This window comes from Paenibacillus sp. Soil787 (assembly GCF_001429545.1).
Classification (GTDB): domain Bacteria; phylum Bacillota; class Bacilli; order Paenibacillales; family NBRC-103111; genus Paenibacillus_E.
Genome location: NZ_LMSP01000001.1, coordinates 1067794 through 1093009 on the forward strand (window position 1 = coordinate 1067794; position 25216 = coordinate 1093009).

Below are 25216 nucleotides of genomic sequence, written 5' to 3' on the forward strand. Positions count from 1 at the left end.
GAAAGTCTAGTTAGAAATCTGATTCGAAAGTCAATATGATTCCTCCAAATGGAATAAATCTTGTCATCATGGTTCCCAAAATGACCATCCCAATCGTAATCATTCGCTCTTACGATGAGAATGATGATCATGGAAGGGAGAACAAAGTTACCACTGTTAAAAATGAATAGGCAGAACATGGATAGTCCTAAACGCAAATTGATCAGTGTGTCATCAATATCGAATCCGAATATCCCTCTTTATATACCGGATATCCAGTAAATTTAAAATCTTTGCCCAAAGATTGCACGCTTACATCGGATAGCTCTACAGCGTCGCTCATTTTCTCAATTCCGGTTCCTTCTAGAAACGTCGGCGCATTCCTGCCGCCAATTAATTTGGGGGCCATGTAAATAATCATTTTATCTACAAGCTTATTTTCAAAAAATGAGGCATTGATTTCGCTGCCGCCTTCAATCAATAGAGAAGAGATCAACTGCTTACCTAGTACTTGAAGAACCTCGGATGGATTGACCCTGCCGGACTGTTCTGTTACAAATATATGGACACCGGCTGACTCCAGTGTTTTTCTCTTTTCAGGCTCATGAGACTTTGTCGTAAAAACCCATGTTGGGGCTTGTCCATCGGATACCACCTTTGCTTCAAGAGGCAAACGCAAAGTGGAATCCAGGATCACGCGTATAGGATTCCTACCGTTAGGCAATCTTGTTGTAAGCTCTGGATCGTCCTTGATAACGGTGTTGACGCCAACAAGGATCGCGGCGTTCTGATTTCGAAGCATATGGACGTCCTCGCGCGCTAAATCGGAGGTAATCCATTTGCTATCCGATGAAAAACTTGCAATCTTCCCATCCATCGTGACAGCGGATTTTAGGGTTACAAATGGCGTCTGCTGGACGATAAATTTATTGAAAACCTCATTCATTTTACGGGATTCTTCTTCACATACACCGACGATGACTTCGATGCCGGCTTCCTGCAGTATGGCGACCCCCCTCCCCGATACGACTGGATTAGGATCCAACGCGGCAATGACTACCCGTTTGATACCGGCTTTTACAATTGCCACAGCACAAGGACCGGTTCTACCGTAATGTGAACAAGGTTCCAGCGTTACGTAGATTGTTGCTCCATGGGTGTGTTCACCGGCCATACGGATCGCATGAATTTCTGCATGGGGTTCACCTGCCTTCATATGAACCCCAACCCCTACAATACGGTTATCATTCACAATGACAGAGCCAACAAGCGGGTTCGGATCTGTCTGCCCTTTCATAGCCATCGCATTTTGTAAGGCAAGCCTCATGTAAATTTCGTGATTAGTCATTATTGCAACAACCTTCGCCTTTGCCTTCGTTCAAGTGTCCGGACCGCTCGATTTTCGTTTTCAAATATTTCTCGTTATACTCGGAGACATCCCCCCAAAGCTGCACGCGATCTTCTACATCCAGACCTGCCTTACTAAGTGCATCTAATTTTCTTGGATTGTTTGTGATCAATGTGACCGGCTTTATACGAAGCGCCTGCAAAACCTTTATCGCATCGCTGTAATCGCGGGAATCATCAACGAAACCAAGCTGGAGATTGGCATCCACGGTATCATATCCGTTTTCCTGTAGGATATAGGCGAGTGCTTTGCTGAAGAGCCCGATGCCTCTTCCTTCATGATTGGCCAGATAAAATAACGCGCCGCTTCCATGCTCGGCAATATGTTTTATCGACTGTTTGAGCTGATATCCGCAGTCACATCGCTTGCTGCCAAAAATATCTCCGGTATGACAGATCGAGTGAAACCGGATCAAGGCATGATCAGCATTTTCAAAATCCCCATGGACAAGTACACTTGATTGTTGAAATTCAGCTAAATTAGCAGCAGATAATTTGGCGACAATACGTTCAAAATCTTCCGTCACTTCGCTGCAATTGAGCCAGCAGTACCAATTAAACTGGGCTGTTTCCCCAAGTAAGTTAACCGGCAGTTTAATGGGGCCGACAAGATATATGGCTCCTTTGTCCGTTTTGATCAGTTTTATTTTCTCTTGTAAAAGCGAAATCACTTTAGGGTCAAAGCTCTTTAATGCAGGCATGAGAAAGTCTCCTTTGTATTGCGGATTAGGCAAATGTTTCATGTTTTAATATGTGCAAAAAAAGCCCTGCTATGTAGCTTTCAACATCAAGGGGCCAGATTCCCAACAACCAACAGATAAATGACCAGCACGCATGCTGAGCGGATCGATGCCGCTCGCAAGAACGGTCACCGGCACAATCGGATGAAGACCGATTATGCACTTGTTAAATACATTCCGAGGCCGAATGGAAAAGCCTTATTCCCCTGCTTCACAGCCGGCACCTGTTGAGGCGCTCCGTTTCAGCCTGCTGCAGCTCCCGGAAATCAACCGTCCAGCTTACGAAGAGACTTAGTATCGCCAATCCGAACACGTAAGGCAGAATATACGACCAAGTCAACCTTAGCGAAGAGGTCACGAGCGTTATGGCCGCGAAATACGAAGACCAAAAAATCGCCCCCGCAATCCCCGGTTCAGCGCATTAGCAAGCAGCCGGGACATACCTGGCTGCGGCTTTAGAAAAACGGACATCTTGTAAGCCATCAGGAGTACCTGCCCGATAGGAAAATTCGCTAAACTTCACATTGCCTACGCCGGTAGCGTTCAACGCAATGCGGAGACTTAGAAAGTTGCCTAATACATTATGATGGAAGCCGGACATTTCGAAACCGGGGTCCAATTTGGTCCACTGTCCATTCAAGTCACGGAAGTACAAGCTTACCTCATGACGATCATTAACAATTCGGAGCGTTACGGATTCTCCGGACAATGGCGTACGTTCACTCGTATTATGACGCGCTTTTTACACGGGAAAATCGTTTGCCTTTCAAAAATAAGTTTTAGACAATACGATCTTAATAAACAAATGACCAGTCAAAACACGAAAATAAAGTGTTAGACTGGTCATTTGTTTAATGCACTATTATCGTTACACGTTAAACTAACCTGGTTACATTATTAGTTGTTTACATTGAACTAATCCCTACTGTTTCTGCATGCCCTAACTCTATAACTCTTTCAGATCCAATCCGTATATACGAACGGCATTCCCTCCAAAAATAGCATTCCTTTGTAGGGTCGTCAGCGAAGATGGCATCGCCTTATGCGCTATTTCTAAAATCTCAGTGAAGCCGCCCGCTTGTAAACAAACGGGCCAGTCGCTTCCGAATAAAATTCGTTCCGATCCAAACATATCGTAGATACGCTCGACATAAGGTGCAACATCGACAGCCTTCCATGGCATTCCACCAGCACCAGTTGCTAGCCCTGACAGCTTGCATACTGTATTCTCAAACTGAGCAATCTGATTCATGCTTTCCACCCAAGCATCAAACCCATTTCCTGAAATGTCTGGACAAGCAAGATGATCAACGACAACTGTAAGTTTTGGAAGGAGTTCCAGAAGCTTCACGATATTAGGTAGATCCATTGGCCCAATAAGGAGATCAATAGGAAAGCCATCCACTGCAAGCAGAGCTAGATTACTGAGTTGCTTCAGATTACATGACCAATCTCCATCTTCAGGTATTCTTAGGTTTGGACGGATGCCTACAAAGTCTGAGTTTTCTCGAAAACGAAGGTAATGTTCTGAAAAATCGACGCCATTTAGATCAAGCCAACCTACCACCCCAAGCACATTTTCCTCTTGTCTACAAATCTCTAGCATAAATTCAGTCTCTTCCATCGTCTGGGCTGCTTGAACCAGAACTGTTCCACTTACACCGCACCTCAGCAATTCCGGCTTTAAGTGTTCTGGCATATAATCTTGAAATAAGACAGCTCCTGATTCCGGAGTCAGCCAGTCATAATCCCCACGCGCAAGCTTCCAATAATGTTGATGTGCATCAATTATCATTTAACTTCTCGCCCCCGAATGATTGTATGCTTATCAGCGTCCGTCCAAGGCATATCGTATGTTGGGGTTCGAACATAGCGCTCCATCGCCAGCTTTATCGTGATGCCTGTTCCAGCAGGAACAGATACATAAAGCCATTTATGATCTACTGCGATCTTTTCAATTACATCACCTTGGACATTGAGAATTTCCCCATGTAGAAATTGATGCTCCCCGAATACACCAGCTTGAACAATTAAATCTCTATCTGCAAACTGGTTTGTATTAACCAAGTACAGTGTCACTGATTCCTTTGTCAATTTATCCACCAACGCGGATACGCCGGTTGGAAGCCCTGGTCGTTTGGCATCAGCATCAAAGTATCTAACGCGTCCATGCTGCAGCCCCCCATGCGATATGTGCATAGGCCCGCCAAGTGTCAGCTGCACTAGTCCTTCGAAATAAAGCGGACACATCTCTTGCCAGATATGAATGGCCGAGTAAATACCCTCATTATAGTGCTCCGACCAGTTGCGCGGATCTCCTTCAGGTGATCTCATTTTGGCCAGTTGATTACCTATCATCTCATAGTTGGCGTCTAAGATACGCTCTGGATAATCTGGATTAAGTCCGCGAATAAATTGATACCAAGGTTGCGTATTGCCAATATAATGTTTGGTTTCCCGTCCAGTTTTAGGGTCTCTCCCAGAAAAAGCAGGTACGATTACTTCATTCCAGTCGTGATCTTTCGGAATGCGTTCGATTCTCTCCAAATCTTCATCCGCCATCGACATCGACCACAAGTAGATCGGATATTTCGGCATCGCTTCCTTGTAGTCCGTCCAACCGCTATCAAAATGCTTATTAGGCACTATTATCTTGCCATCCTGCTCCTTACGAAGCTCCCAATTTCGATCAAGCTGCTCTCTAGCAAGCTGCAACCCCTTCATGTCTCCAGTTAGCAACACTGTATTCATACAGGCATTCGTCAATGGCTCAATGATGGTCATGAAGCCATGAGGCCAACGCCAACCATAATAGCCTCCCCACCATTTGCCATCGTTGTACTCACCAATTTGCCCTGTTAAACCTACATTATCAGGGATAATACCGCCGTTCTGACGTGTTCGCTCCTGCCAAGCATTCAAATAATCAACTACCCAGCTTCGCAAGCTCTCATCGCCAGCATGCAAGAACGCATGGGTAATCAAACCAGTTGCGTTTAAATTCAGCGGTACGTCACCGCGATTCATTCGCTCATTCATCATGGCGATCAAATTACGATAAACCACATCATTCGACCAGGCGCACTTCATGCTTGCAAAGTCTACCCCAGGAATATCTTCATACGGAGCTAAGTAATCGTCCAAAATCCCCCTGTGCGTACTCCAATCTTCCTCCGAAACCTCAAACCGAGGACCGCGACTGCCAGTTAGCGGTGATCTGATCAACTTCAGATCCTTATCATAGTTTGGCGCTTCTGCATCATCCCCCGTATACATCGCTGCGAACTTCTTTGCCCGCTGCCGATCCTTCGGTGTTGCAGGTCCTGCCAGCCCAAGAAAATACAAATACAAGTAACCTTCTCCGTGATGCATCCAATCATAATAAGCATCAAACTCACGGTGAATTTGTCCGTATTCCGTCCACTGCCACGTTATGCCCTCCCATATTTTGCGGGACATCTCATGCAGCTCGCTGCTTCCTCCAAGTACATAAAGGAGAGCCAGATTCATAAACCCTTCATAGGGATCATCCGACCCGTCCATACCTGGCCAATGCTCGAACCAAATAAGCGTTCCGTCCGGATGCGTATAGCGCTCCACGAACTCTTTGGCAGCCTTGTTTAAGGTTTCAAACAACAGCTGTTCCTGTAAAGCCCACTGCGGGGGAACGATTCGCTCTGAGGCACGAACGTATGCGAACGGCTCGTGATTATGAGATGAATTCATTGCACATTTCTCCTTCCGATTCATGCCGTTAGATTAATCAAACAACGCTTGGCCTTGAAATAGCCCATACACTTTGTGCAGTTCTTCAGGCTCCAAGCCTTTTCCGTCACAAAATGACAAATTGGTCCGCAGCGATTGAAGTGAAGCTGTCCCTGTGAGAGTAATATGAATGTCAGGGTTACTTAAACTGAACCGCATTGCGGGCTCAACCAACCCTTTCGGCTCCGTCTTACGTAAGAAAGCTAATTGTTCAATTTGCTTTAAAGACTTCATTCGAACATCTTCTTCCAAGAAGTGAGCAGGAGCGTCTGCCAACATGCCTAAACCTAGGACGCTGCCGTTAATGACACCTATTCCCAGCTTATTAGCAAGCGGCATTACCTCATCTTTAGCAGTATGATCGATGAGCATATATCGCGCGTAAAATTGAATCGCATCGAATTTCAAAGTTCTCATATAGGTCATCATCAAAGGTAGAACCCTCGTCGACACACCGAGAAAACGGATTTTCCCGTCCTGCCGCAGTTTCTCCAAAGCCGGTATCGTCTCGTTCATAATGAGCTCGTAAGACTGCGTTTCTACATCATGAATTTGCAATATATCGATATAATCTGTCTCCAGCCTTTGTAGGCTTTCTTCAACAGAACGAATGGTCGTTTCGTAATCATAGCTCATGTCGAATCGCGTTGCTTTAGATGCTATGACAATTTGATCTCTGAGTCCTTTAAGTGCTTTGCCAATGCGTCGCTCCGATTCTCCGCTACCGTATTTAGGCGCAGTATCAATGAAATTGACACCCGAACCGATAGCCTCATGAATCAATCGCTGCACTTCGCCATCATCCGTCTTACCGAAATCTCCTGCAAGCGGAGCTCCTCCCAAACCTAATTTGGATACCTTTAAGCCTGTCTTACCAAATGTCGTATACTCCATGTTTCTCTCCTCTTTCTATATAAGGTTTACTGGTCATAATCTAATCCTATCAGGCCTTAAAACAAGTACAATTTCTTATACCATTGATCAGTTCTATAACTAGCAAAATAAAAGTTCTTAAATCAGATATCAGTTCTTAAATCCGATTTTTATCCAAAACAAGCTCCACTGAGGATTGAGGCTCAAGTTCTACATGTTTGCATCCCAATAAAGCATTCTGACCTAAAATACGATCCATCGACGAAGATGTCTCTTCGAAAACTTTTATTTTCGCCTTAAAACAAGTCGGATTTATGACGTTTAGAACCAATCTATCATCTGTATTTTCTTTAACTTCATAGTCAATATGATCCATAGCAGCAACAAAGCCGCTATCTGTTTGCACATACAGTCCTGGAACTTCTGCATAGGTCAGCATGTTTGAAACCTCACACCAACACGAACCATAGAAGATCTCTCCTACTGGCTCCAGCCAATCGCTCATTTCGACCCGTTCATTCATCCATCCTGCAGGCATAGCTTTACCGTTAGAGGCAAGGATGGGTCTGTCTTCTCTCGATAAATATTGAGTCAGGTTGTGCGAAATTTCCTGGATGAGCTCCAAGTATTTCAAATTACCTGTATAACGGTAAAGCTTGAAAAGCGAATCTCCTGAAAGCGTGCATATGCCTGGTGAGCCATGCTTATTTTGAACATTGGCATATACGGAGCCTGCTGAACGCATAGTCAATTTACCGAAAGTCGACTCCTTGGGAAATTCAAAATCATAAGAAACACACCATGTGAAACATTGGTTAGCCATATCAACAGCTTTTTCAAGCCACTTTTTTTCTCCTATAACCTCATATAAGACGACAAACGACTCTAATAGCCCAAAAGCAGATTCACTGTCCGGACACTGCAATATTTCCCCTGGACCTCCAGTTGTATATCCCTTTTTAACAAAATGATCGTAATAATAGATGGCAGCTTCTTCTGCTGTATCGAGATATTTCTGTTCCCCGAAGAATTGATAAGCTAACGCAAGACCAGCTGGAGCTATTCCGGCACTGGCAGATCCTCCGATGATGATTTCACCTGTTTCCGTATCTATAAATTGCCCAAACTGCCGATATCTCGTCCACAGCTTCACAAAGGCATCGGCACATTTCCTCGTGCCATCCGTCCATTTCTCAGGTATTGCTCGAGCTGGCTCCATCTTGCTGATAAGCATGAATTGTTTGATGATATAGTACAAAGCATCACTGCTTTTACGAATCAAATGCCACTTTTCATCTAAGTTTGTAAAATGGTCGCCATACCAGCTGCCTTTGTGCCAACAGCCGTGAAAAAATCCTGATTCATCTTGACCTCCATTGAATACAAAGTCAAAATTTCGCAACGCTCTTTCTCTAGTAAGGCTCGAGCCTTCAACAAGCATCGGGTATGTGGCCATAAGACCTCCAACCCATCCGATCTGCCAGTCTTGATGGACACCTTCCAACGTACCAACCGAGTAATAGCCATATTGCTCCACCCAGTTCTGTTCATTATATTTATTCTCTTGAATTTCCCACGCACCTGAAAAAGGCAGTTCATGTCTTAACGTAACTTCTCCCGTTAGATCCTTTCTAATTTCAGTGAAATAGTCGAATATAGCTTGGACATCCTCACATTTGAAAAAGAATAGTCTCATCTTTAGATGGACTGTATCCCCTTCTTTGAAGTCTGCACCGTTATCTTCAGAAGGATAATTTGTATCACAAACCGTATACCTGACATCTTCTCGGACACCAGGAGCTGAAATCGAAATTGCGCATATCTGATTTGCAGCATCTTCTTCCATTGTAATGCCCGAGTCACCAACAATCGTACCCTGCTCAGTCAGAAGCCAGAATCCCTGTTTACTTTGAAAATCTGCAAAGCCAACTGCCGGTGTTGCGAGATCTCCTGTCAGAAGTTGAATTCTCGACTGTTCTTCACCGATATTTAGCCTTGGAACATCGGAAATTATCGTAGGTACATCCGCGCCAAGATCCTTTTCCTCACACAATTGAGGCGGATACCCTATTTTTCTGACCTCAAAACGATTGCCATTGTATACCGCTGAAGGCATCAGGACATAATTGTCGGTTGACCATTTATCGAAATTTAAACGTATAGCCACATTCGTATTTTCAGAATATCCTTCACATACTCGGAATGACACGTCTAGATCCACTGCATCTTTACAATCTTGCACAAGCGAAATCTCGGAAGTTACTTCCCATTCTGCTCCATTATAATTAGTTTTGTGGCGCTGTAAGTCCTGATCCACAAGACAGATACTTTGTGAATCTACTGGATGTGAAGCTTTAAATGGTGTTATAACAGCATCTAGACATAGATTAAATTGTTCGAAAAACCGTTCGCGAAGCTCCATACAAACTACCATTCCTTTCACTGACTGAATCACAATGAATTATTGTAAGGGCAGGATATGAAGTCCCTGCCCTTTTCTCAATCTATTAAAGTGCCCCCTCTGATATTGACTGTATCCCCGGCTTGTGCCATACTCGCGGCTTTCTGAATCGTTTTGTAGGGTGTTAGTAAAGTCATTCCATCATTGGTATCTGCATCATTTGCAGCATCAACATAATAAGTACTACTCGTAGCGTTCACTACGATCGGATTCACCAGCAAAAGCGAGGTTAAGATTAAGGAAAGACAAAGAATGAGAGGAACACATTTTTTCAAAATGCTTTTTGTACGTTTGTACATCATCATTATTACCTCCTCGAATGAAATACCATAAAAATCGTCGCCGTTAAATCACTATTTCGTAGACTTCCCTTATGTCGACATTTCCTTTACACCGTTCCAAATAACAATATCCTCTCTACGCCAGGATGGCTCGACCTTCAAATATTCCAGCCTATTCCCCTTGAGCTTCGCTTCTACGATCGTGTTCATCGGCGCATGAAGCTTGAACTCCACATCCCATTCCTCTGGCCAAGCAGGAAACAGCACGATTTCACGCCCATCTGTTTGCATCAGCATGGCTTGCAAAGTTTGCTGGGCGACGCCACCGTTATCATGATCAGGAACCCAGTCTCCTTCGACGTAAAAAGTAGGGAACCTATAACCGTCATGTAGCGTATAGCGCATAGCGAGGTTTTTCCTAGCCTCATCCGTTAACCCAAGATAAGCAGCAAATATATTATCCGTCCCCCAACATTTATACATCCCTTCGAAAGTTCTCATCCAGTACGTGTTCTGAACAATATCCAGTCCAGGCTTATTTACACCGAACAAACGATACGGAAATACGGAATACAGGCCAATATTCTCGTAATTATGCGATTCTCCGCGACTTTCCTCGCAGGCATCAATATACTGCTTGCCTTCTACAGTCTTCACTGGAATCGGAGGAAGTTCGGATAACAACTTATGCCACATATCCTTTGTGGTTTGCGGGACGTGATCTGCTGATAGGGCAAGTAAACCATTCAGTGATTTCATGAGTCCTGCGATCTCCGGCAGCGGATTCGTTACATCCCATAATGTCTCTAAAGCCTGTGCAGGTTCGATCAGGAGCTTACCCGCCGAATTCCTCGGATAATGCTCGTTATAAAAACGAATGATCTCCGTCGCGATCGGCAGCAGCGTTGTTGATAAGAACCCCTCATTCATCGTGTGAGCCTGATAATCGAGCATCATGCAAAGCAGCTCAAGCCCGCCCTGCCAGTATCTCCGGACATAACCGCTGTCTGTAAGCGATATGTCTGTTCGCTCGGATGCTGGTAGTTGGCCGTAATCTGTTCGGTTGTATCCACCCCAGAAATACATCGTCTCTGGAAAAAAGGCTCCATCATGTTGAAACCACGCTTGCGTATGTGCTTTGGCAAAAGGCAGTGCATCCAAATACATCTTAAAAAACGGCAGCATGCCATCGAAATCCCCGGCTGCGAGCATCGGCCAGTAAATATGTCGTTGATTTTGGAACCAAAAGCATCCCCCCCAAGCTCTAAAGTCAGCATCATAACCTTGGTGGCAAAATTGGTTAAGGACATCATGGTTTCCGTCTATATTGAAGATAGATCCATTGAATTTGACCGGGAAGTTTCCTCTTGCCGTGCAAGCAACCGTATACCGATGCAAATGCCAAGAGGATGATAAAACCTCCGTTTCATGAAGATCACCTCCGCTCACGTGGATCCAACTGCGCTCCCAAAACGACTTCCACCACTGACGATGTGCCTCTCGCGCTTGTTCTATCGGAATCCGTGAAGCTTCTGCCGCTTTCGCGTCAAGCTCGCTCATCCAATCGCTCACGTCAACCGCTTGCTTCGTTAATAAACAAGCAGACAAATGAATCTTTGTAGATGGCTGCCGAGTCTTAATTGACGTGGTGTTGACCGCAACAAAGTCTTCCCCCCAGATCTTTCCACCAGTTGTGAGATGCATTAGCGGATCGTTTGCCTCAGAGGCAAACGCCTCCATCCCCTGATGGACAAGCTCCCCGTTCCAAATCGACGTTTCATTGCGGTGGTACCACGTCAGGCTGCCTGCTCTGTCTGAAGATGCTGGAACAACGGTATCCGCCGTGATACAAGGATTCAAGCCTGCGGCAATCAGCCCTTGTTCACTATGCGAGCAATCCGATCCGCCAGATGTCCTGCCTTCACGCTTATCCTCCAAGACCATTGGCCTAGCCTCATTCCGCCAAAGCTCCAGCTCAACCTCACAATTCACCTCTTGCTTGCTTTTAATTTCAATATGCACAACTGGCGAGTAGGCATCTACCCAAATACGAAGCCTTACACCCTCATCATGCTTACCTAAGTAAATGATTATTTCGCCATCAATGAGATGCAGTCGTTGCTCGAATTCCATGCCTATTTCGAAAGGGTTAGGGCTCAATTTCAAACGTACTCGACCCAGTTTCAGCAAGCGATGGGATTCATCCCAGGCATCTGTTTTCCCTATATAAAAGATCAAATCCCCTTCTTCTTCGACCCACACGTTAAGCCCGATATCGCCGTTCCCGATCGGCATCGATCCCGCAGCATTTTGGCTAGGAGACTTCCAAATCACATCATAGTTCTCAACAAGATGTTTCATATTATTGAATTCCTTTCTCGCTATTAAGCCTCTGCATATGAAAACCGCGGTCTACTTGGAGGTGAAAGATGTCCAAATATAACCGCGATCCATTAACTCCTATTTATGACCTGAAGCCATTACCTAACCGAGTATTGCTTGTACTTAGATGCTTTTTGAGCAGCAGCGGTATATTCAGCTTTCGCCCAAGTGAAGTTTTTATCGGCACCCAATTTAGATGCTTTGTCCATCAAATCTTGTTTGAGCGTATTGTATTCATTGTCACTTCCAGCGTAAACCATTTTCCATGATGCTGTCTTAAGCAACTCTCCCAGTTTTTGTTGAATGACCTTAATATCATCTGTAGGAGCGCCCGCTAGAGCTGTGACCCCGTCGTCTTGAACAACTTTCAGATTTTTCTTGGCGTATTCATACACGTTCGAAACGTTGTTAGCTTTCGTCCACTCCTGTTCAGCGGCCGTCAGGTTCTGCTTCACAAACTGTGACCAACCTTCGTGAGTAATAGGCTCGTTCGTTCTTGGGTCGATGTTCCACTTGCTAAGCATCGTGAAGCTTTCATACCCAGCCGTTGAAGGGTCGTTTTTCATCACTTTGTCTAAATACTCCGGAGCATATTCAGCTTTGCCGTTTTTGATCATAAACGCTTTGCCTTCTACACCGTTCATGAGTTCAGTCGAGCCTTGTGCGGTTGAAGCGTAGTTAAGCAGTTTAATAATGCGATCCGCATTCTTGGAGTTTTTGCCGATTCCGAATACGTATCCACCACCTACTGGCAGCTCCGCTTGTACAAGGAATTTAGCCTCGTCTTTCGGGAATAACGGAACCAAACCAGCTTGTGGATTGTTTTTCACAAAATCGTTGCCATTAAAGATTTGTGATTGCCATCCCCATAGTGCAGTTAGCGTACGGCCTTCCTTCGTTTTCGTTTCCGCATTCGGCCATTTTTGGGAAATGGAGTCCGGATCTAGAAGCCCCATCTTTTTCGCTTTATAATAGAAATCTACACCTTGGAAGTACTTGCTATCGGCATCGAATACACTCTTGATTTGCTTGGAAGCCGGATCGTATTCCGTAAACTGCAAAGTACCAGCGTTCGCATTGACCCCCATATATCCTGGCACAGTGAAGTCGACAAGGCTCATACTAATAGAATCCCAGTCGCTCCATAATTGCAGCGGATAGACTTTCTGTCCAGTGGCGGTAGCAGGATACTCAGCTTGCATTTTCTTCAACGCTTGCAACAGATCATCATACGTTTTTAATTCTGGCGATCCGATTTTCTTGTATAGATCCCATCTCGAATAGAGAGCCATATGAAGTAAGTTCGTCGGCTGTCCAGCACCAATCTGAGAAGCCAAGCCAAACAGTTTCCCCGTACCGTTACTATAGTTATCTCGCATATACTGAAGCATAGAAGGCAAGTTATTAGTAATATTAGGACCATGTTGTGCAACTAAATCATCCAGTGACATTAGAACGCCCGCTTTGACAGCGCTCTCAAATTGTTTCTTATCTTTGAATTCGATCAAATCCGGCATATCACCGCTAGCCATAATAGCGGACAACCTCTCGTCGAATTTATCTCCAGCGAATATGTAATCCATTTTCAACCCGAATTTCTTTTCGAAAATCTCTTTAGATAATTCATCGCTTTGTATGCCTGACAGGGAACTAGGTCCAATCAGAGCTTGAATTTTTACAGGCTCCAATGCCGTACTCGCTGTTGCGGAAGATGTTGCTGCTGTTGAAGGCTTGGCGGATTCAGTCGTCGATTCCGTCTTTGTGCTTCCACACCCTGTCATACTGATCGCCATCGTTCCGACTAAAAGCATGCCTGCAATACTCGTGAAATTCTTTTTCATTTGGTGCTTCCCCCTCAATCAATTTGGCTTACCTATTTATTGAATTCTAACCTTTTACTGCACCCAACATTATCCCTTTGGTAAAATAGCGTTGCATGAAGGGATATATGCAGACAATAGGAAGAATAACAACCATTGCAATTGTCATGCTGACAGCTGTCGGCGTTAACTTAAAGCTCGATGCCGATAAACTCGCTCCACCATCAACCATGATCTTTCTTGCCAATGCATCTGCTTCGGACATGAACTTATACAACACAAACTGCAGCGTGTTCAGTCTCGAATCCGTAATCAAAAACAAATTGTCCCGCAGATTATTCCACTGATTGACACATTCGAAAACAGCCACGGTAGCCAAAATAGGTTTAGATAGTGGTACTAGTATGCTCCAGAAAATCCGGAATACTCCTGCACCATCGATCTGCGCTGACTCTTCCAATGCCTTAGGAATACTTTCTATAAATGTTTTGATAAGAATCACATAGAACGGAGCAATAATATAAGGAATGATGTATACGGCAAACGTATTCATCAGGTGTAGATTTTTCATATTGATATACCATGGAATCAGTCCCGCATTAAAATACATGGTTATGATAACGAAACGGTACAAAAACCTTTTCATGTACATGTTCGGCTTCGTAAACAAGTAGGCCAAGAAAGATGAGCCAGCTAGTGTCAAAGCCGTACCGATGACGGTTTTTAATACGGAAACCCCTAACGCCATCCCAATGCCATTCAGCTTCAACACCTGCACGTAGTTTTCAATATGGAAACCTTTTGGATACAGGACGAGGGCACCTGAGGCAGCCCACTGGTTGTTGCTTAAGGTAAGTACGAAAATATAGTACAGCGGGAAAATACATATGATTGCAAATAGGATAAATATCGTGCTGTTGATAAGACTGAAACTTAGATTTCCGATTGTCACTTTTTGTTTCATGGGTGTACAATCCCTTCTTAAATAATGCCTTCTCCACGAACCTTCTTCGATACGTAGTTAACTGAGAACAAAAGCGCAACGCTGACGACTGATTTCAAGATGCCAACGGCGGTAGCGAAAGAATAATTGTATCCGGACATCCCATTGCGAATGCCGATGTTGTAGACATAGAGATCAAGCACTTCGATTGAATCTTTGTTCAATGCATTTTGAAATATCAAGTATTGCTCAAGACCGTTATTCAGAAAGTTGGCCACGCTTAACAGCATGAGAACAAAAAAGGTTGGCATCAGATAAGGAATCGTAATATATTTCATGGCCCGGAACCTGCCAGCCCCATCAATTCGTGCCGCCTCGTAAAGCTCACTGTCAATAGACGTCACCGCTGCGATATAAATAATGGCCGTCCAGCCAATCGTCTTCCACGCCAAGTAAGCTGTTTGGGTCAACCAAACATGGTCAGAACTGACAAGCATACTAATGGGTTCTTCAATGATATGGAGATGCATGAGAAATTTGTTTATAAACCCGTCTGATTCTGAAAACATAGAGAAAGCAAACGCATACACAAGTGGCCAACTTAGAAAATTCGGAAGTGTAGTTAGCGTTTGGACGGCTTTCTTGAGCGGTTCAAATTTAATCTCCACCAGGAATACTGCAAAAATTAAAGGTAATATTTGAACTACTAAACTCAGTACGCTCATGCCAAGCGTATTCGACATGACCCTTTTCACTTCATCAACTGTCATTGGATCGCTCAAAAGCATCTTGAAAAAGAAGAAGCCTTTAAATTCCGTATCAAAAAGTTTATACCCTGGTTTGTAGTCAAAAAAAGCATAAATCCAACCGTAAAGCGGCAAGTAAGAAAAAACGAATACAAGTAAAATGAATGGTATCGATAGGTAAAAAAGCTTTTTTCCTTCCTTTTGGGAAACGGTTACAACGCGTTTTTTTGCTTGACTGCTCATGTTCTGTGTATCCCCTCCTTCCTTACCAATGTTATACCGGAGCTGTTCCCATCTCAATTGTTTAAACTCTAGATCCATCTGTCAAAATTATAGAGCGTTTTCATTTTCATTTTTAATTTGCTATGATAGGAAGCAACTGGAGGGACTCGAACATGTATAATGTACTGATTGTTGACGACGAGCCGATTGTAGCAGAAGCACTTATGAAATCACCCATTTGGGATGATCTAGGACTTGAAGTTATCGGCAACGCTTACAGTGGTCTAGATGCCCTCGACTGGATGGATAAACATCACGTCGATATTCTACTTACAGACATTCGAATGCCCCAAATGGATGGAATTGAGCTTATCCAACACATACGGGAAAAGGGTACCCAGGTTAAAATTGTTATTTTAAGCGGACATGACGACTTTACATACGTGAAAGAAGCTATCAAATTAGGCGTGGAAAACTATTTGTTAAAACCTCTTGATAAATCTGAGTTGCTCGTGACCCTAACCGGTGTCGTAGACAAGCTGCAAGCAGATTCCGATCGCCAAATTAACATGAACGAGCAGATGAACGCGTTTCGAGAAAGCTTCCTCCATCGCTGGGTAACCAACTCTGTGACAAAAACAGAATTTCGAGAGAAAGCGGAAATGGCTCGATTTGACACTAATATGGATGAGTATCGCATTGTACTTTTTAAAATACTCAATCTTGACAGTAATTTGGAAAAGCATACGGGGGCACTCGTCGTTCAAGATTTTCTTTTGCAACAGTTCGGGGCAACACTCAAGGATTTGTCGTTCTGTGATTCAACTTACGATCTCGTTGCGGTCCTGCCTGAGCGTTATTTTAAGAATGAGGACTTGTCTTTGCATGAAAGACTGTATCCTTTCCTAACCTCACTAACCACACAAACTGAACTGCAATTACTCTGTACAATTGGCCATATAGAATCTGACTTATTCACCGCTTATCGAAGTTACAATACAGCAAAGGAATTACAGGGTTACGCTTTTCTGTTACCGCCTAATAGCCTTATTACATCCGATGATATTGAAAAGTACAGAAACGATGGTGAATGGTATCTCGATTTGCCACTTGAACAAATTAATAATTTCATCCTATCTAACAAAAAAGAAGAATGCCTTGAAATCACCCAAATCGCATTCGGTAGACTCCATGGCAATAGCCAGATAACACCTGTCATGTTTAAAAATGCGATCCTAGAGCTCTTATTTCAAGTCTCCAATACGGTAAAAAATACGATCATTCATCTTGAACATATCCCTTTAACCTTTAGAAATCTGTATCAGCGCTTTGCTGCGTCGGATCGATACGAGGACCTAATTGGACTGGTATATGATACGATCAGTACCGCTTGCGACTTACTTTCAGTGGGAGACAACGCGACAAATGCAACAATCAAACAAATTTTGGATTACGTCAAAGAAAATTCAGAGCAGGATCTTTCATTAAAAACACTCTCCTTTCAGTTCAATGTCAATGCTTCCTATCTAGGGCAGCTATTTCGCAAGGAAACAGGCATCCTATTTAGTAATTACCTCAACCATTTACGAATCGAGAAAGCCAAAGAACTTCTTCTACGTACCGACATGAAGGTAACCGATATATCCGCCAAGGTCGGATATTTGGAACCTAGTCATTTTTATAAAATTTTCAAAAAGGCGACTGGGGTCTCTCCAGCACAATTCAAATGAAAAAATTTTTCCAGATCAAACTGTTTACTAAAATCTTGTTGCTGTATATCCTCATACTTTCATTTGCGCTTTATGGATTCACGCGATATGTTGCCAACAACTCCATTGAGCTATTAAAAAAGGGCCAAATCGGTATCCACCAACAAATGATCGCCGCCATGCAAAATATTATGGATAATCGGTCAAAAACAATCCGAGATATTTTATTGAAAATTTATAATGATCAAGACTTGAACAACTACATCATGGGCATGATGGGAGATGAGGAACCTAGTGAATCCTATGCCCAAAACTCGTTCGAGAAGCAAACAATGGTTAATAAACTGGACGACCTTGTAAGTGTGGACAAGAATATTAGCCATCTCATTTTGTATAATAGCACGACGAAAAAAGCGTACTTGTATTTATATGATTTAAATTATGCTTTTGCTGATTTTACAGATCCTATTACTAAAAACATTCCTCAACTGCAGAATCCATCCCAGGTAAGTTTTATTTTGCCAGCGCATTTAGGTGCTTATCATGCACGCCAAAGTTCCACGTACTATTTTGGAATGGCCAGTAACTTTTATTACCCTCGATCCAGCTTATTTCTAGGAAGATTCATTATCGAGTTTGGCATGGAAGACCTTCAAAACACCGTCATTCAATTCGGCAAAGATATGAAGGGTTATCTGTTGATTTTAACCAAAGAAGGGGATGTCGTATTCGACTCATCTTCCACCTATTACGGTAAGAAGTATCCTTATTTTGATAAAATAGGGCAATCATCAGAATCCGCACAATTAGCAGAGGAAAGTATTGTGAATGTCGTCAATTCGGATGAGAGTAAATTCATTTTCGCTTCCGTTTTACCTAAATCTACCTTGAATAAACAATTGAATATTTTTAATAACTCAATTTATTTGGCTGCGATTATCCTTCTCTTATTGATCTTCTCCGTTTATTTTTTTGTAACGGGAATCATATCGAAAAGAGTCAATCGAATCGTTAGTGCCATGGGGAAAACGGTTAAAAGCAATTTACTCCATAGAATTCCTTTAACAAATAAAGACAATGAATTCGAACAAATCGCCATACACTTTAACAAAATGTGCGACAACCTGCAGGACTATATTAATAAGTCATACGTCTATGAGTTGCAGCAGAAGATTGCTGAAATGAAAATTCTTGAAAATCAAATTAACCCTCATTTTCTTTACAATTCGTTAGAGGCGATTCGAGCAAGATTGGAAATCGACGGGAATGACGAGGGCGGGCAAATGATTTATTCCCTCGCAACGTTATTTAGAGCTTCATTAAAAGCGGATTCCGTCGTTACGATCGCTGAAGAAATTGAATTTTGCCAAATGTATCTGAACATTTTTGAAGTCAGGTATCAAAACTTATTTCAGTTCCATATCGACATCCAAGATGAGATTAAGCACTGTGGAATCATTAAATTAATTCTTCAGCCCATTGTAGAAAACTACCTTATTCATGGATTTGACCGCGGAAGACAAGATAATGAATTGTCCATTCTTGGTTACCAAGAAGGCAATACGATTTGCATAACCATTGCGGATAATGGCATTGGGATCACATCGGACAAGCTTAGTGAGCTTAAACAAAAGCTAAATACGACTTCTCCATCAACGACAGGAAGCATTGGCCTGCACAACGCGAATGAGCGGATCAAACTGCTGTTCGGTTCTTCCTATGGTCTGGACATCGAAAGTGATGGTTCGAATGGAAGCCGTATTACACTGCGAATTCCTTGCTTGAAGCCGGAGGAAATCAAAGAAATGAATTCAGAACGATTTGCTGCACTGCCCACAATAATATGAAACAACAAAAAACTGGATCAGTCGGCATGTAGCCGCTGATCCAGTTTTTCATAAGTTCATTTGTCCTTAAAACCCATACTTCGTTTGCAAATAGGTTTCAATACTTTGGCGATCCGTATCGGATAGAGCTGAATTGTAAACAATCACCTCTGCGATATCACCGTTAATAGTATTACTTCCGTTATTTCCTAGTGTAAACCCTGTCCACGAAGCAGGATTACTAATGGTTTTGGAAGCAAGTTGGACTCCGTTTTTAAACAATTTGGCGGAGCCATTATTCAGTACATAGGCAAACTTAGACCATGTATTTGCAACCAAGGTATTTGCACCAGGTCCATCTGTCGGGGTAATTCTTGAACTCGCACTGGTTCCAACATATACCTGCCCCGTCGATGTCGTGTGGAACTGGAATTGTCCCCAACCCCCAGCCGCGCCTATACTTTGGTTATAATTGGTAACTGCTTGAGGTTTGAGCACAAAAATCACAGTTGACGTATTCATTGAACCCGTTACACCGGATGACAATAGATTGTCGTTAACCCCATCAAATCGGATAACTGGATTTCCATTAACTACATTACTTACTAATGTAGGCTGATAACCTGAAGTAGCTTGCACGGAATGGTTGGCAACTCCTGATTGGTCTGACCAAGAGCTTACTTTTCCATTTACGTCAGCTACCACACCTGTATCCGCTTTCAGCCAAAGCTTAAGATTCGATGTTGCTGGCGGTGTAAATGTGATTGGATTGCCAAGTGTATCGATATTGATCTCAGCTGCCGAAGCAAATCCTCCATGTGCAGCTATCGCTTCTAATTTGACATAAGAAGCATTGACCGGAGTAAATGACATGGCTTTCGGATTGGCGTCATCTGCCCAAGTACCACCGTTCACTATTTTAGTAAAGTTCGTGCCATCTGTACTTGTATATATGTTATAGCTGGTAATGTTGCCATTCAAGCTAGCATCCTGCCTTGGCAAGTATCTTAATTGGGCAACGTTATAAGTTGCACCTAAGTTTAACGTAATGGACTGAGGAAGGCTTACAGTAGGAACTCCTGTTGAACCATTAAACGCCGTATGCCACATGGTCGAAGAACTGCCATCTATTGCTTTACTCGGTTCACTACCAGCAAAATTACTTGTTGCTGTTGCCGAGATTTGGGATTGTGGTACTGTACTTGGTGTCAGCTCTACATTAATTTCTGCAGCACACGCAAACCCGCCATGACCAGCCGTGGCTTCAAGTCTAATAAACGCAGCGTTCGTAGGTGCAAATGCGGCTGATTTCTCGGTATTATCGTCCACCCAAGTACCCGCGTTCGCCACTTTTGTAAAATTCATACCATCTGTGCTTGTATAAATATTGTAAGCCGTTATATTCCCATTCGAAGAAGCATCTGTTCGCGGTAAATACCTAAGTTTGTCAACATTGTAGGTGCCGCCTAAATTCAGAGTAATAGACTGCGGCAAGTTCGCCATCGGACTCCATTCCGAGTGCCATATACTTGCTGTACTTCCGTCAAGTGCTTTACTTGGCTCAGCACCGGCATGATAACTCGTCGCTGTCGCAGTAATCTGGGATTGCGGTATGGATGGCAATGCTGGCGGTGCTGCAGGCAAATTGAAATTCGGAGCCGGACCATCCCCTCCATCAACTCCCGCATTTGCAATAATCGCTTGAGCCGTAGCATCCCATGCATAATTGGTTACTGAATAATTGTTGCCGACAGCATTAGTACCGCCAGTTCCATGTAGAATCAAATCAGATGAAAAGTAGTTATAATATGATTTATTGTTATTGGCGTTCCAATACCCGCCACTACCTGTATTTGTATAATACCACCAAGAGTTGGTTGAATCCAACGAGCTGATGACGTTGTTTGTATCAAAATAACCGGACGTTCCGTTATCACGGTACAGATGTGCGTAAAGGTTTTTAATCGCATAGATGTAATTGTTGTATACTTTAGAACCTTGTTGACTGCCAAGTGTGTAAATACCCCCACCATCATTCATCGTTTGCATGATATCATGAATGAGGTTATGACTAATGATGTTATTTTGGGATACGGGTGTTCCAAGCGTGTCATGATACCCCCAGCCCCAGCCCCAAGAGATGCCGGAATACGGTAAATTGTAAAGGGTGTTGTGTTGAATCTTGGCTCCAACTGTGTAGCCTCCAAAAATACCCACAGTATCAAAATATTCCACACCGATATTCGAGATCGTATTATTCGTTATGTTATTATTACTTGTGATATTTCTTGAATCTGTTGGGTGGTTATCATCAACCAAGATATTACCTAACGTGATACCACTGCCTGAAAGATCGGTAAATGTGTTGTGGTCAATAACATTGTTCTGACTGCCTCGATCGAAACCTAAACCGGCATTACCTATGTGTGTGAAGGTACAGTTTTTAACGGTAATAGATTTTGCAGCTTTAAACGCTACTCCTGCCGGAGTTAACATTTTGTGATTTTCCGGTTCCGGGTCGGTTGATTCAATAATGATCACTCCTCCCTGATTATCAGGGTATCCGGCATTCGTATTTGGCATCAACCATGTATTATATGTGAAGGTAATCCCATCGAATTGAATATTGTGTACAGGAGCATCTAGTGTCCCAGCGCCACTTATTAACGTTTCAAGTGTACCCGCAATAAAAGAGGATGTCGACATGTTTTCACCAGTACGTGGGATATAGTACATATATCCTGTAGTACGATTTAAATACCACTCCCCTGCGGTATCCAATAATTCGTAAGCGTTTTCAACCCAACCATTAGTACCAGTGTTCGATGGAGCATAAGACCAACCTGGTTGCTTCATAGTTACAGCCGATCCGCTGATGGAGGCAATCCCTAAGCGACTTTGTTGCCATGGATACCCTTTAGCGGCAACTTCAATATCACTTACATTTCCCCAGCTTGCCATGTTGGCATAGGTTCCAGTTGAAGGCAATGTATATCCTATGCTTGTTTTTGTAAAACCAGATAAATTATCTCCTCTTGCACGGACAGCTCTCACTCCGTCGACATACAATTGTCTTGTTTGGAGGGAAGTACCTACATTTGCCTTATAAATGTTTTTAGCTGCATCATCGAGCGTCCATCCTGTAATTGAAGTGCCGCCACTGATTACTGGCGTGGAAGCGGTATCAGCTCTATAAATAACGTTAAAGCCATTCGTCCCTGAATCCAATGAAGTGAACGTTAACGTCGATGTTAAGTTATAAGTTCCGTCCATTAGAATGACAACTATATCACCTGTCATATTGCTGTTAATAGCACGTACCGCGGTTTGTGCTTGACCTATTGTCTGAAATGGTTGAGCCTGTGACCCTGGATTAACATCACTTCCTGTTGGAGAAACATAGAATGTTGTTTGAACAGCAGCGGATGCTTTCACAGTGGAGCTGATCATCATGAAAGTGGAAAGAAGCATACAGAACATAACTATAAATGCAAACGTTTTTTTCATCAATTTACCTCACTTTCAATTTTAAATGTTTAAACTCAGGCATTATGTATGCGGTTTCAGGTTCGCACCTGGAAAACTAGGCTTTCCTTCCATTGAACTGCTACATAGTAATTTACTTCCTTAATTGGATTGAATATAAAGCGATACCCCCAGTAAGCAATTGACTTCATTCTGGGGGTTTACCAGCATCTTTAAGGCTTTACTCTTAGCTTTCTGGATATAAAATAACATCATTAATTTTAAAAATTTCTGATAAAGGCTCCCATGATTGTAAGAAACAATCACTTGTTACTTTGTGCCATGCGTCCTCAACAGCTGCATTGGGTTTTCGATTGGGAACTCTCATTTCTTCATCATTTTCCATGTGGATGATTAAAGTAATACCCTTCCTATAAATTCGCACATTGGTATAACCGTCTTCGAGCAACTGCTTTACAATTTCATCCGGGATATGGTTATGAAGTCTTTCATACTCCTCAATTTTATGCTCATGAAGGATAGCCATTAGTAATTGTGATGTTTTCATATCCTAAGAGTCCAATACAGAGAACGATGAATAGGCTTCTCTCTCAATCTTCTCAAAGTCAATATCATGAGATATCCCAGGTTTCTTTGAAACATGAACAAAGCCATCTGAATCCACTTCCGGATTATTGTTAATTGGATTATCCCAAACAAAGGCTTCGTAAAAGGACGTATTGCGGAACGCTGCAATCAAATGCATGCACAGATCACCGCCGCCATGAACTTCTGCCCGAAGATTAAAAGACTCTGCCATATGTGCGATTTTCATTGCACCGGTAATTCCACCTTTGAGGCCCGCACTGATTCGGACCATATCACCTTTGCCGAAATGAACGAAATCCGCAGAATTATAGAAGCTCCCTTGTGAAGTCTCTGCTACTAACAAAGGTACCTTCAACTTATCTGCAAGCTTACGATAAGCGTAAATACTGTATTCCCGCATGGGTTCTTCGTACCAATAATAGTCAGCTTCTTCAAGTGCTTTACCTAAGTAGAAAGCATCCTGGAAATCAAATCCTGCTGAACCGTCGTACATAAGATAAATATCTTTACCTACTCTTGCTCGCAATGCTTGACAGAGCTCTGCATCTCTACGAGCATCTCCCCATGCATGGAGTTTAATGCCTTTGTAGCCTCTCGCTAGACATTGATCGGCAACATCCATGAATTCTTCAATCGTTTTGTATGTCGCCGTGCTTGCATAAGCCATGGCTTTCTCGCGGAATCCGCCAATCATTTGATACAGAGGAATTTGTGCCTTTTTGGATGCGATATCCCATAGAGCAACGTCTACAAGCCCAAAGAACGGTAATGGAAAATAATCTAAACGGTCGATTTCCCATATTTTATGATAGATTAGTTCCTTTTGAAGAGGATCCTCTCCAATTAACAGATCTCTAAAATACTTCTTGGCTATCGTCGCCAAATAATCCGCATTGCTATAAGTAGCGTAACCTTCGATCCCCTCATCTGTCATAATTCGAAGTAAGGCATTGCTCGTATTCCCGTAAACATCAGGTCCAGCAAGTCCATCTCTCCAACCGAATTTTCGACTATCCTTCGCTTGCTTGGACAAATATACTCTTACATCTGTTATTTTCATCGTTATCTCTCCTCACACAAGTTGGCTTCCGCCATCTGCTACAAGGCAGGTGCCGGTAATAATGGATGCTTCCGGTCTAAGAAATAGGGAAACAACTCCCGCTATCTGTTCAGGGGTTTGAATCATGCCTTTACTGATGCTATCTTCGAGCGACTGTTTCCCTTCTTCGGATAAGCCTGCTCTTAACAAAGGTGTATCTACCGCGGCTGGTACAATCGCATTCACTCGAATATGATCTTTCAACCATTCCTTGGCTAGAACTCGAGTCAAATAGTTGACTCCAGCCTTGCTTACTCCATAGGACGTATTCCCGCTGGACAAGAGCTGTTGTCCCATAATGGAGGAGATGTTCACGACGGCTCCTTGGCTCTCTTTCAAAAACGGATATCCTCCGCGGCTGAACAAATATACACTTTTAAGATTGACATCCATCACAAAATCCCAATCTACCGGCTCCGTCTCGATCAGTGATTTGGGTTTGTTCGTTGCAGCATTATTGACGAGGACATCTAACCGTCCATATCGCCCGGACCAACTTTGAAACAGCTCGTTGATCGCTTGTTCATCTGACACATCAATGACTTCCTTATATGCGGACCCAGATGATGCTGTAATTTCATTAATAACTTCATCTATAAGTGATGAGTTTCGGTCTGCAATGACCACTTCATATCCATCCTCGGCTAGACGGCGTGCAATTCCTTTGCCAATACCTGATGCACCGCCTGTTACCAGGGCTACTTTTCGTAACATATGGCGTTCCTCCTGTTGAATATTTACTTTAGATTCAATATAAGTACCCATGAATAAAGAACCAATTTCGGAAACCATACTTTAGTTCTGTTAACCGTCAGATCAAGGTTCTGATTCCATACATGAGTACTAAATTCAGAGTTTTAGGCAAAAAAACAGACACGCGATGATTCCA

Annotated in this window: 19 protein-coding genes; 3 read left to right on the forward strand and 16 right to left on the reverse strand. The window is 43.0% G+C overall.

Going from position 1 to position 25216, the window contains the following annotated elements; genetic code table 11:
• Positions 1-202 precede the first annotated feature (202 nt).
• Positions 203-1327, reverse strand: coding sequence for a bifunctional diaminohydroxyphosphoribosylaminopyrimidine deaminase/5-amino-6-(5-phosphoribosylamino)uracil reductase RibD (gene ribD, locus ASG93_RS04370; RefSeq protein WP_056829155.1), 1125 nt, complete (start codon positions 1325-1327; stop codon positions 203-205).
• A complete protein-coding gene (locus tag ASG93_RS04375) occupies positions 1320-2087 on the reverse strand; it encodes a GTP cyclohydrolase II (protein WP_056829157.1) in 768 nt (255 codons plus the stop codon). Before ASG93_RS04375 ends, ribD begins: the two co-directional genes overlap by 8 nt.
• Before the next feature lie 196 nt (positions 2088-2283).
• On the opposite strand from ASG93_RS04375, the gene ASG93_RS34815 reads away from it, so the two are divergent.
• Entirely contained in the window at positions 2284-2421 is a 138-nt protein-coding gene (locus tag ASG93_RS34815; RefSeq protein ID WP_156410781.1) for a hypothetical protein, read from the forward strand.
• Between the two features lie 126 nt (positions 2422-2547).
• Here ASG93_RS34815 and ASG93_RS04380 read toward each other — a convergent pair whose 3' ends face one another.
• From ASG93_RS04380 to ASG93_RS04425, 10 genes are all read right to left on the reverse strand, one after another.
• Complete coding sequence (locus ASG93_RS04380; RefSeq protein ID WP_056829159.1) at positions 2548-2835, reverse strand: hypothetical protein; 288 nt, start codon at positions 2833-2835, stop codon at positions 2548-2550.
• A 237-nt stretch (positions 2836-3072) separates the two neighbouring features.
• Positions 3073-3921, reverse strand: coding sequence for an amidohydrolase family protein (locus ASG93_RS04385; RefSeq protein ID WP_056829161.1), 849 nt, complete (start codon positions 3919-3921; stop codon positions 3073-3075).
• Positions 3918-5852: a hypothetical protein gene (locus tag ASG93_RS04390; protein ID WP_056829162.1), complete on the reverse strand. Its 1935-nt coding sequence runs from the start codon at positions 5850-5852 to the stop codon at positions 3918-3920. Before ASG93_RS04390 ends, ASG93_RS04385 begins: the two co-directional genes overlap by 4 nt.
• A gap of 33 nt (positions 5853-5885) precedes the next feature.
• Positions 5886-6785, reverse strand: coding sequence for an aldo/keto reductase (locus tag ASG93_RS04395; protein ID WP_056829164.1), 900 nt, complete (start codon positions 6783-6785; stop codon positions 5886-5888).
• A 136-nt stretch (positions 6786-6921) separates the two neighbouring features.
• Entirely contained in the window at positions 6922-9186 is a 2265-nt protein-coding gene (locus ASG93_RS04400; RefSeq protein WP_056829166.1) for a hypothetical protein, read from the reverse strand.
• Positions 9187-9263: 77 nt separating this feature from the next.
• On the reverse strand, positions 9264-9530 hold the full coding sequence (locus ASG93_RS04405; protein ID WP_156410782.1) for a hypothetical protein: 267 nt from the start codon (positions 9528-9530) through the stop codon (positions 9264-9266).
• A 66-nt stretch (positions 9531-9596) separates the two neighbouring features.
• Complete coding sequence (locus tag ASG93_RS04410) at positions 9597-11867, reverse strand: DUF5703 domain-containing protein (protein ID WP_056829170.1); 2271 nt, start codon at positions 11865-11867, stop codon at positions 9597-9599.
• A 119-nt stretch (positions 11868-11986) separates the two neighbouring features.
• Positions 11987-13729, reverse strand: a complete 1743-nt coding sequence (locus ASG93_RS04415) for a hypothetical protein (protein WP_056829172.1) — start codon at positions 13727-13729, stop codon at positions 11987-11989.
• Positions 13730-13775: 46 nt separating this feature from the next.
• The gene (locus ASG93_RS04420) at positions 13776-14672 is read right to left on the reverse strand and encodes a carbohydrate ABC transporter permease (RefSeq protein WP_056829174.1); all 897 of its coding nucleotides are present in this window, start codon (positions 14670-14672) and stop codon (positions 13776-13778) included.
• 17 nt (positions 14673-14689) lie between these two features.
• A complete protein-coding gene (locus ASG93_RS04425) occupies positions 14690-15640 on the reverse strand; it encodes an ABC transporter permease (protein WP_056829175.1) in 951 nt (316 codons plus the stop codon).
• Between the two features lie 152 nt (positions 15641-15792).
• Between ASG93_RS04425 and ASG93_RS04430 the strand changes: the two genes are divergently transcribed.
• Both ASG93_RS04430 and ASG93_RS04435 read left to right on the forward strand, forming a co-directional pair.
• On the forward strand, positions 15793-17349 hold the full coding sequence (locus tag ASG93_RS04430) for a response regulator transcription factor (protein ID WP_056829178.1): 1557 nt from the start codon (positions 15793-15795) through the stop codon (positions 17347-17349).
• The gene (locus tag ASG93_RS04435; RefSeq protein WP_056829179.1) at positions 17346-19175 is read left to right on the forward strand and encodes a sensor histidine kinase; all 1830 of its coding nucleotides are present in this window, start codon (positions 17346-17348) and stop codon (positions 19173-19175) included. Before ASG93_RS04430 ends, ASG93_RS04435 begins: the two co-directional genes overlap by 4 nt.
• 66 nt (positions 19176-19241) lie before the next feature.
• Here the strand turns inward: ASG93_RS04435 and ASG93_RS04440 are convergent, their stop codons facing one another.
• From ASG93_RS04440 to ASG93_RS04455, 4 genes are all read right to left on the reverse strand, one after another.
• Positions 19242-22661 (reverse strand): discoidin domain-containing protein, encoded by a 3420-nt coding sequence (locus ASG93_RS04440; RefSeq protein ID WP_056829181.1) that lies wholly within the window; start codon positions 22659-22661, stop codon positions 19242-19244.
• A gap of 205 nt (positions 22662-22866) precedes the next feature.
• Positions 22867-23187: an L-rhamnose mutarotase gene (locus ASG93_RS04445; protein ID WP_082614683.1), complete on the reverse strand. Its 321-nt coding sequence runs from the start codon at positions 23185-23187 to the stop codon at positions 22867-22869.
• Positions 23188-23190: 3 nt separating this feature from the next.
• Complete coding sequence (locus ASG93_RS04450) at positions 23191-24288, reverse strand: enolase C-terminal domain-like protein (RefSeq protein WP_056829185.1); 1098 nt, start codon at positions 24286-24288, stop codon at positions 23191-23193.
• A 12-nt stretch (positions 24289-24300) separates the two neighbouring features.
• A complete protein-coding gene (locus ASG93_RS04455; protein WP_056829187.1) occupies positions 24301-25041 on the reverse strand; it encodes an SDR family NAD(P)-dependent oxidoreductase in 741 nt (246 codons plus the stop codon).
• Positions 25042-25216 lie beyond the last annotated feature (175 nt).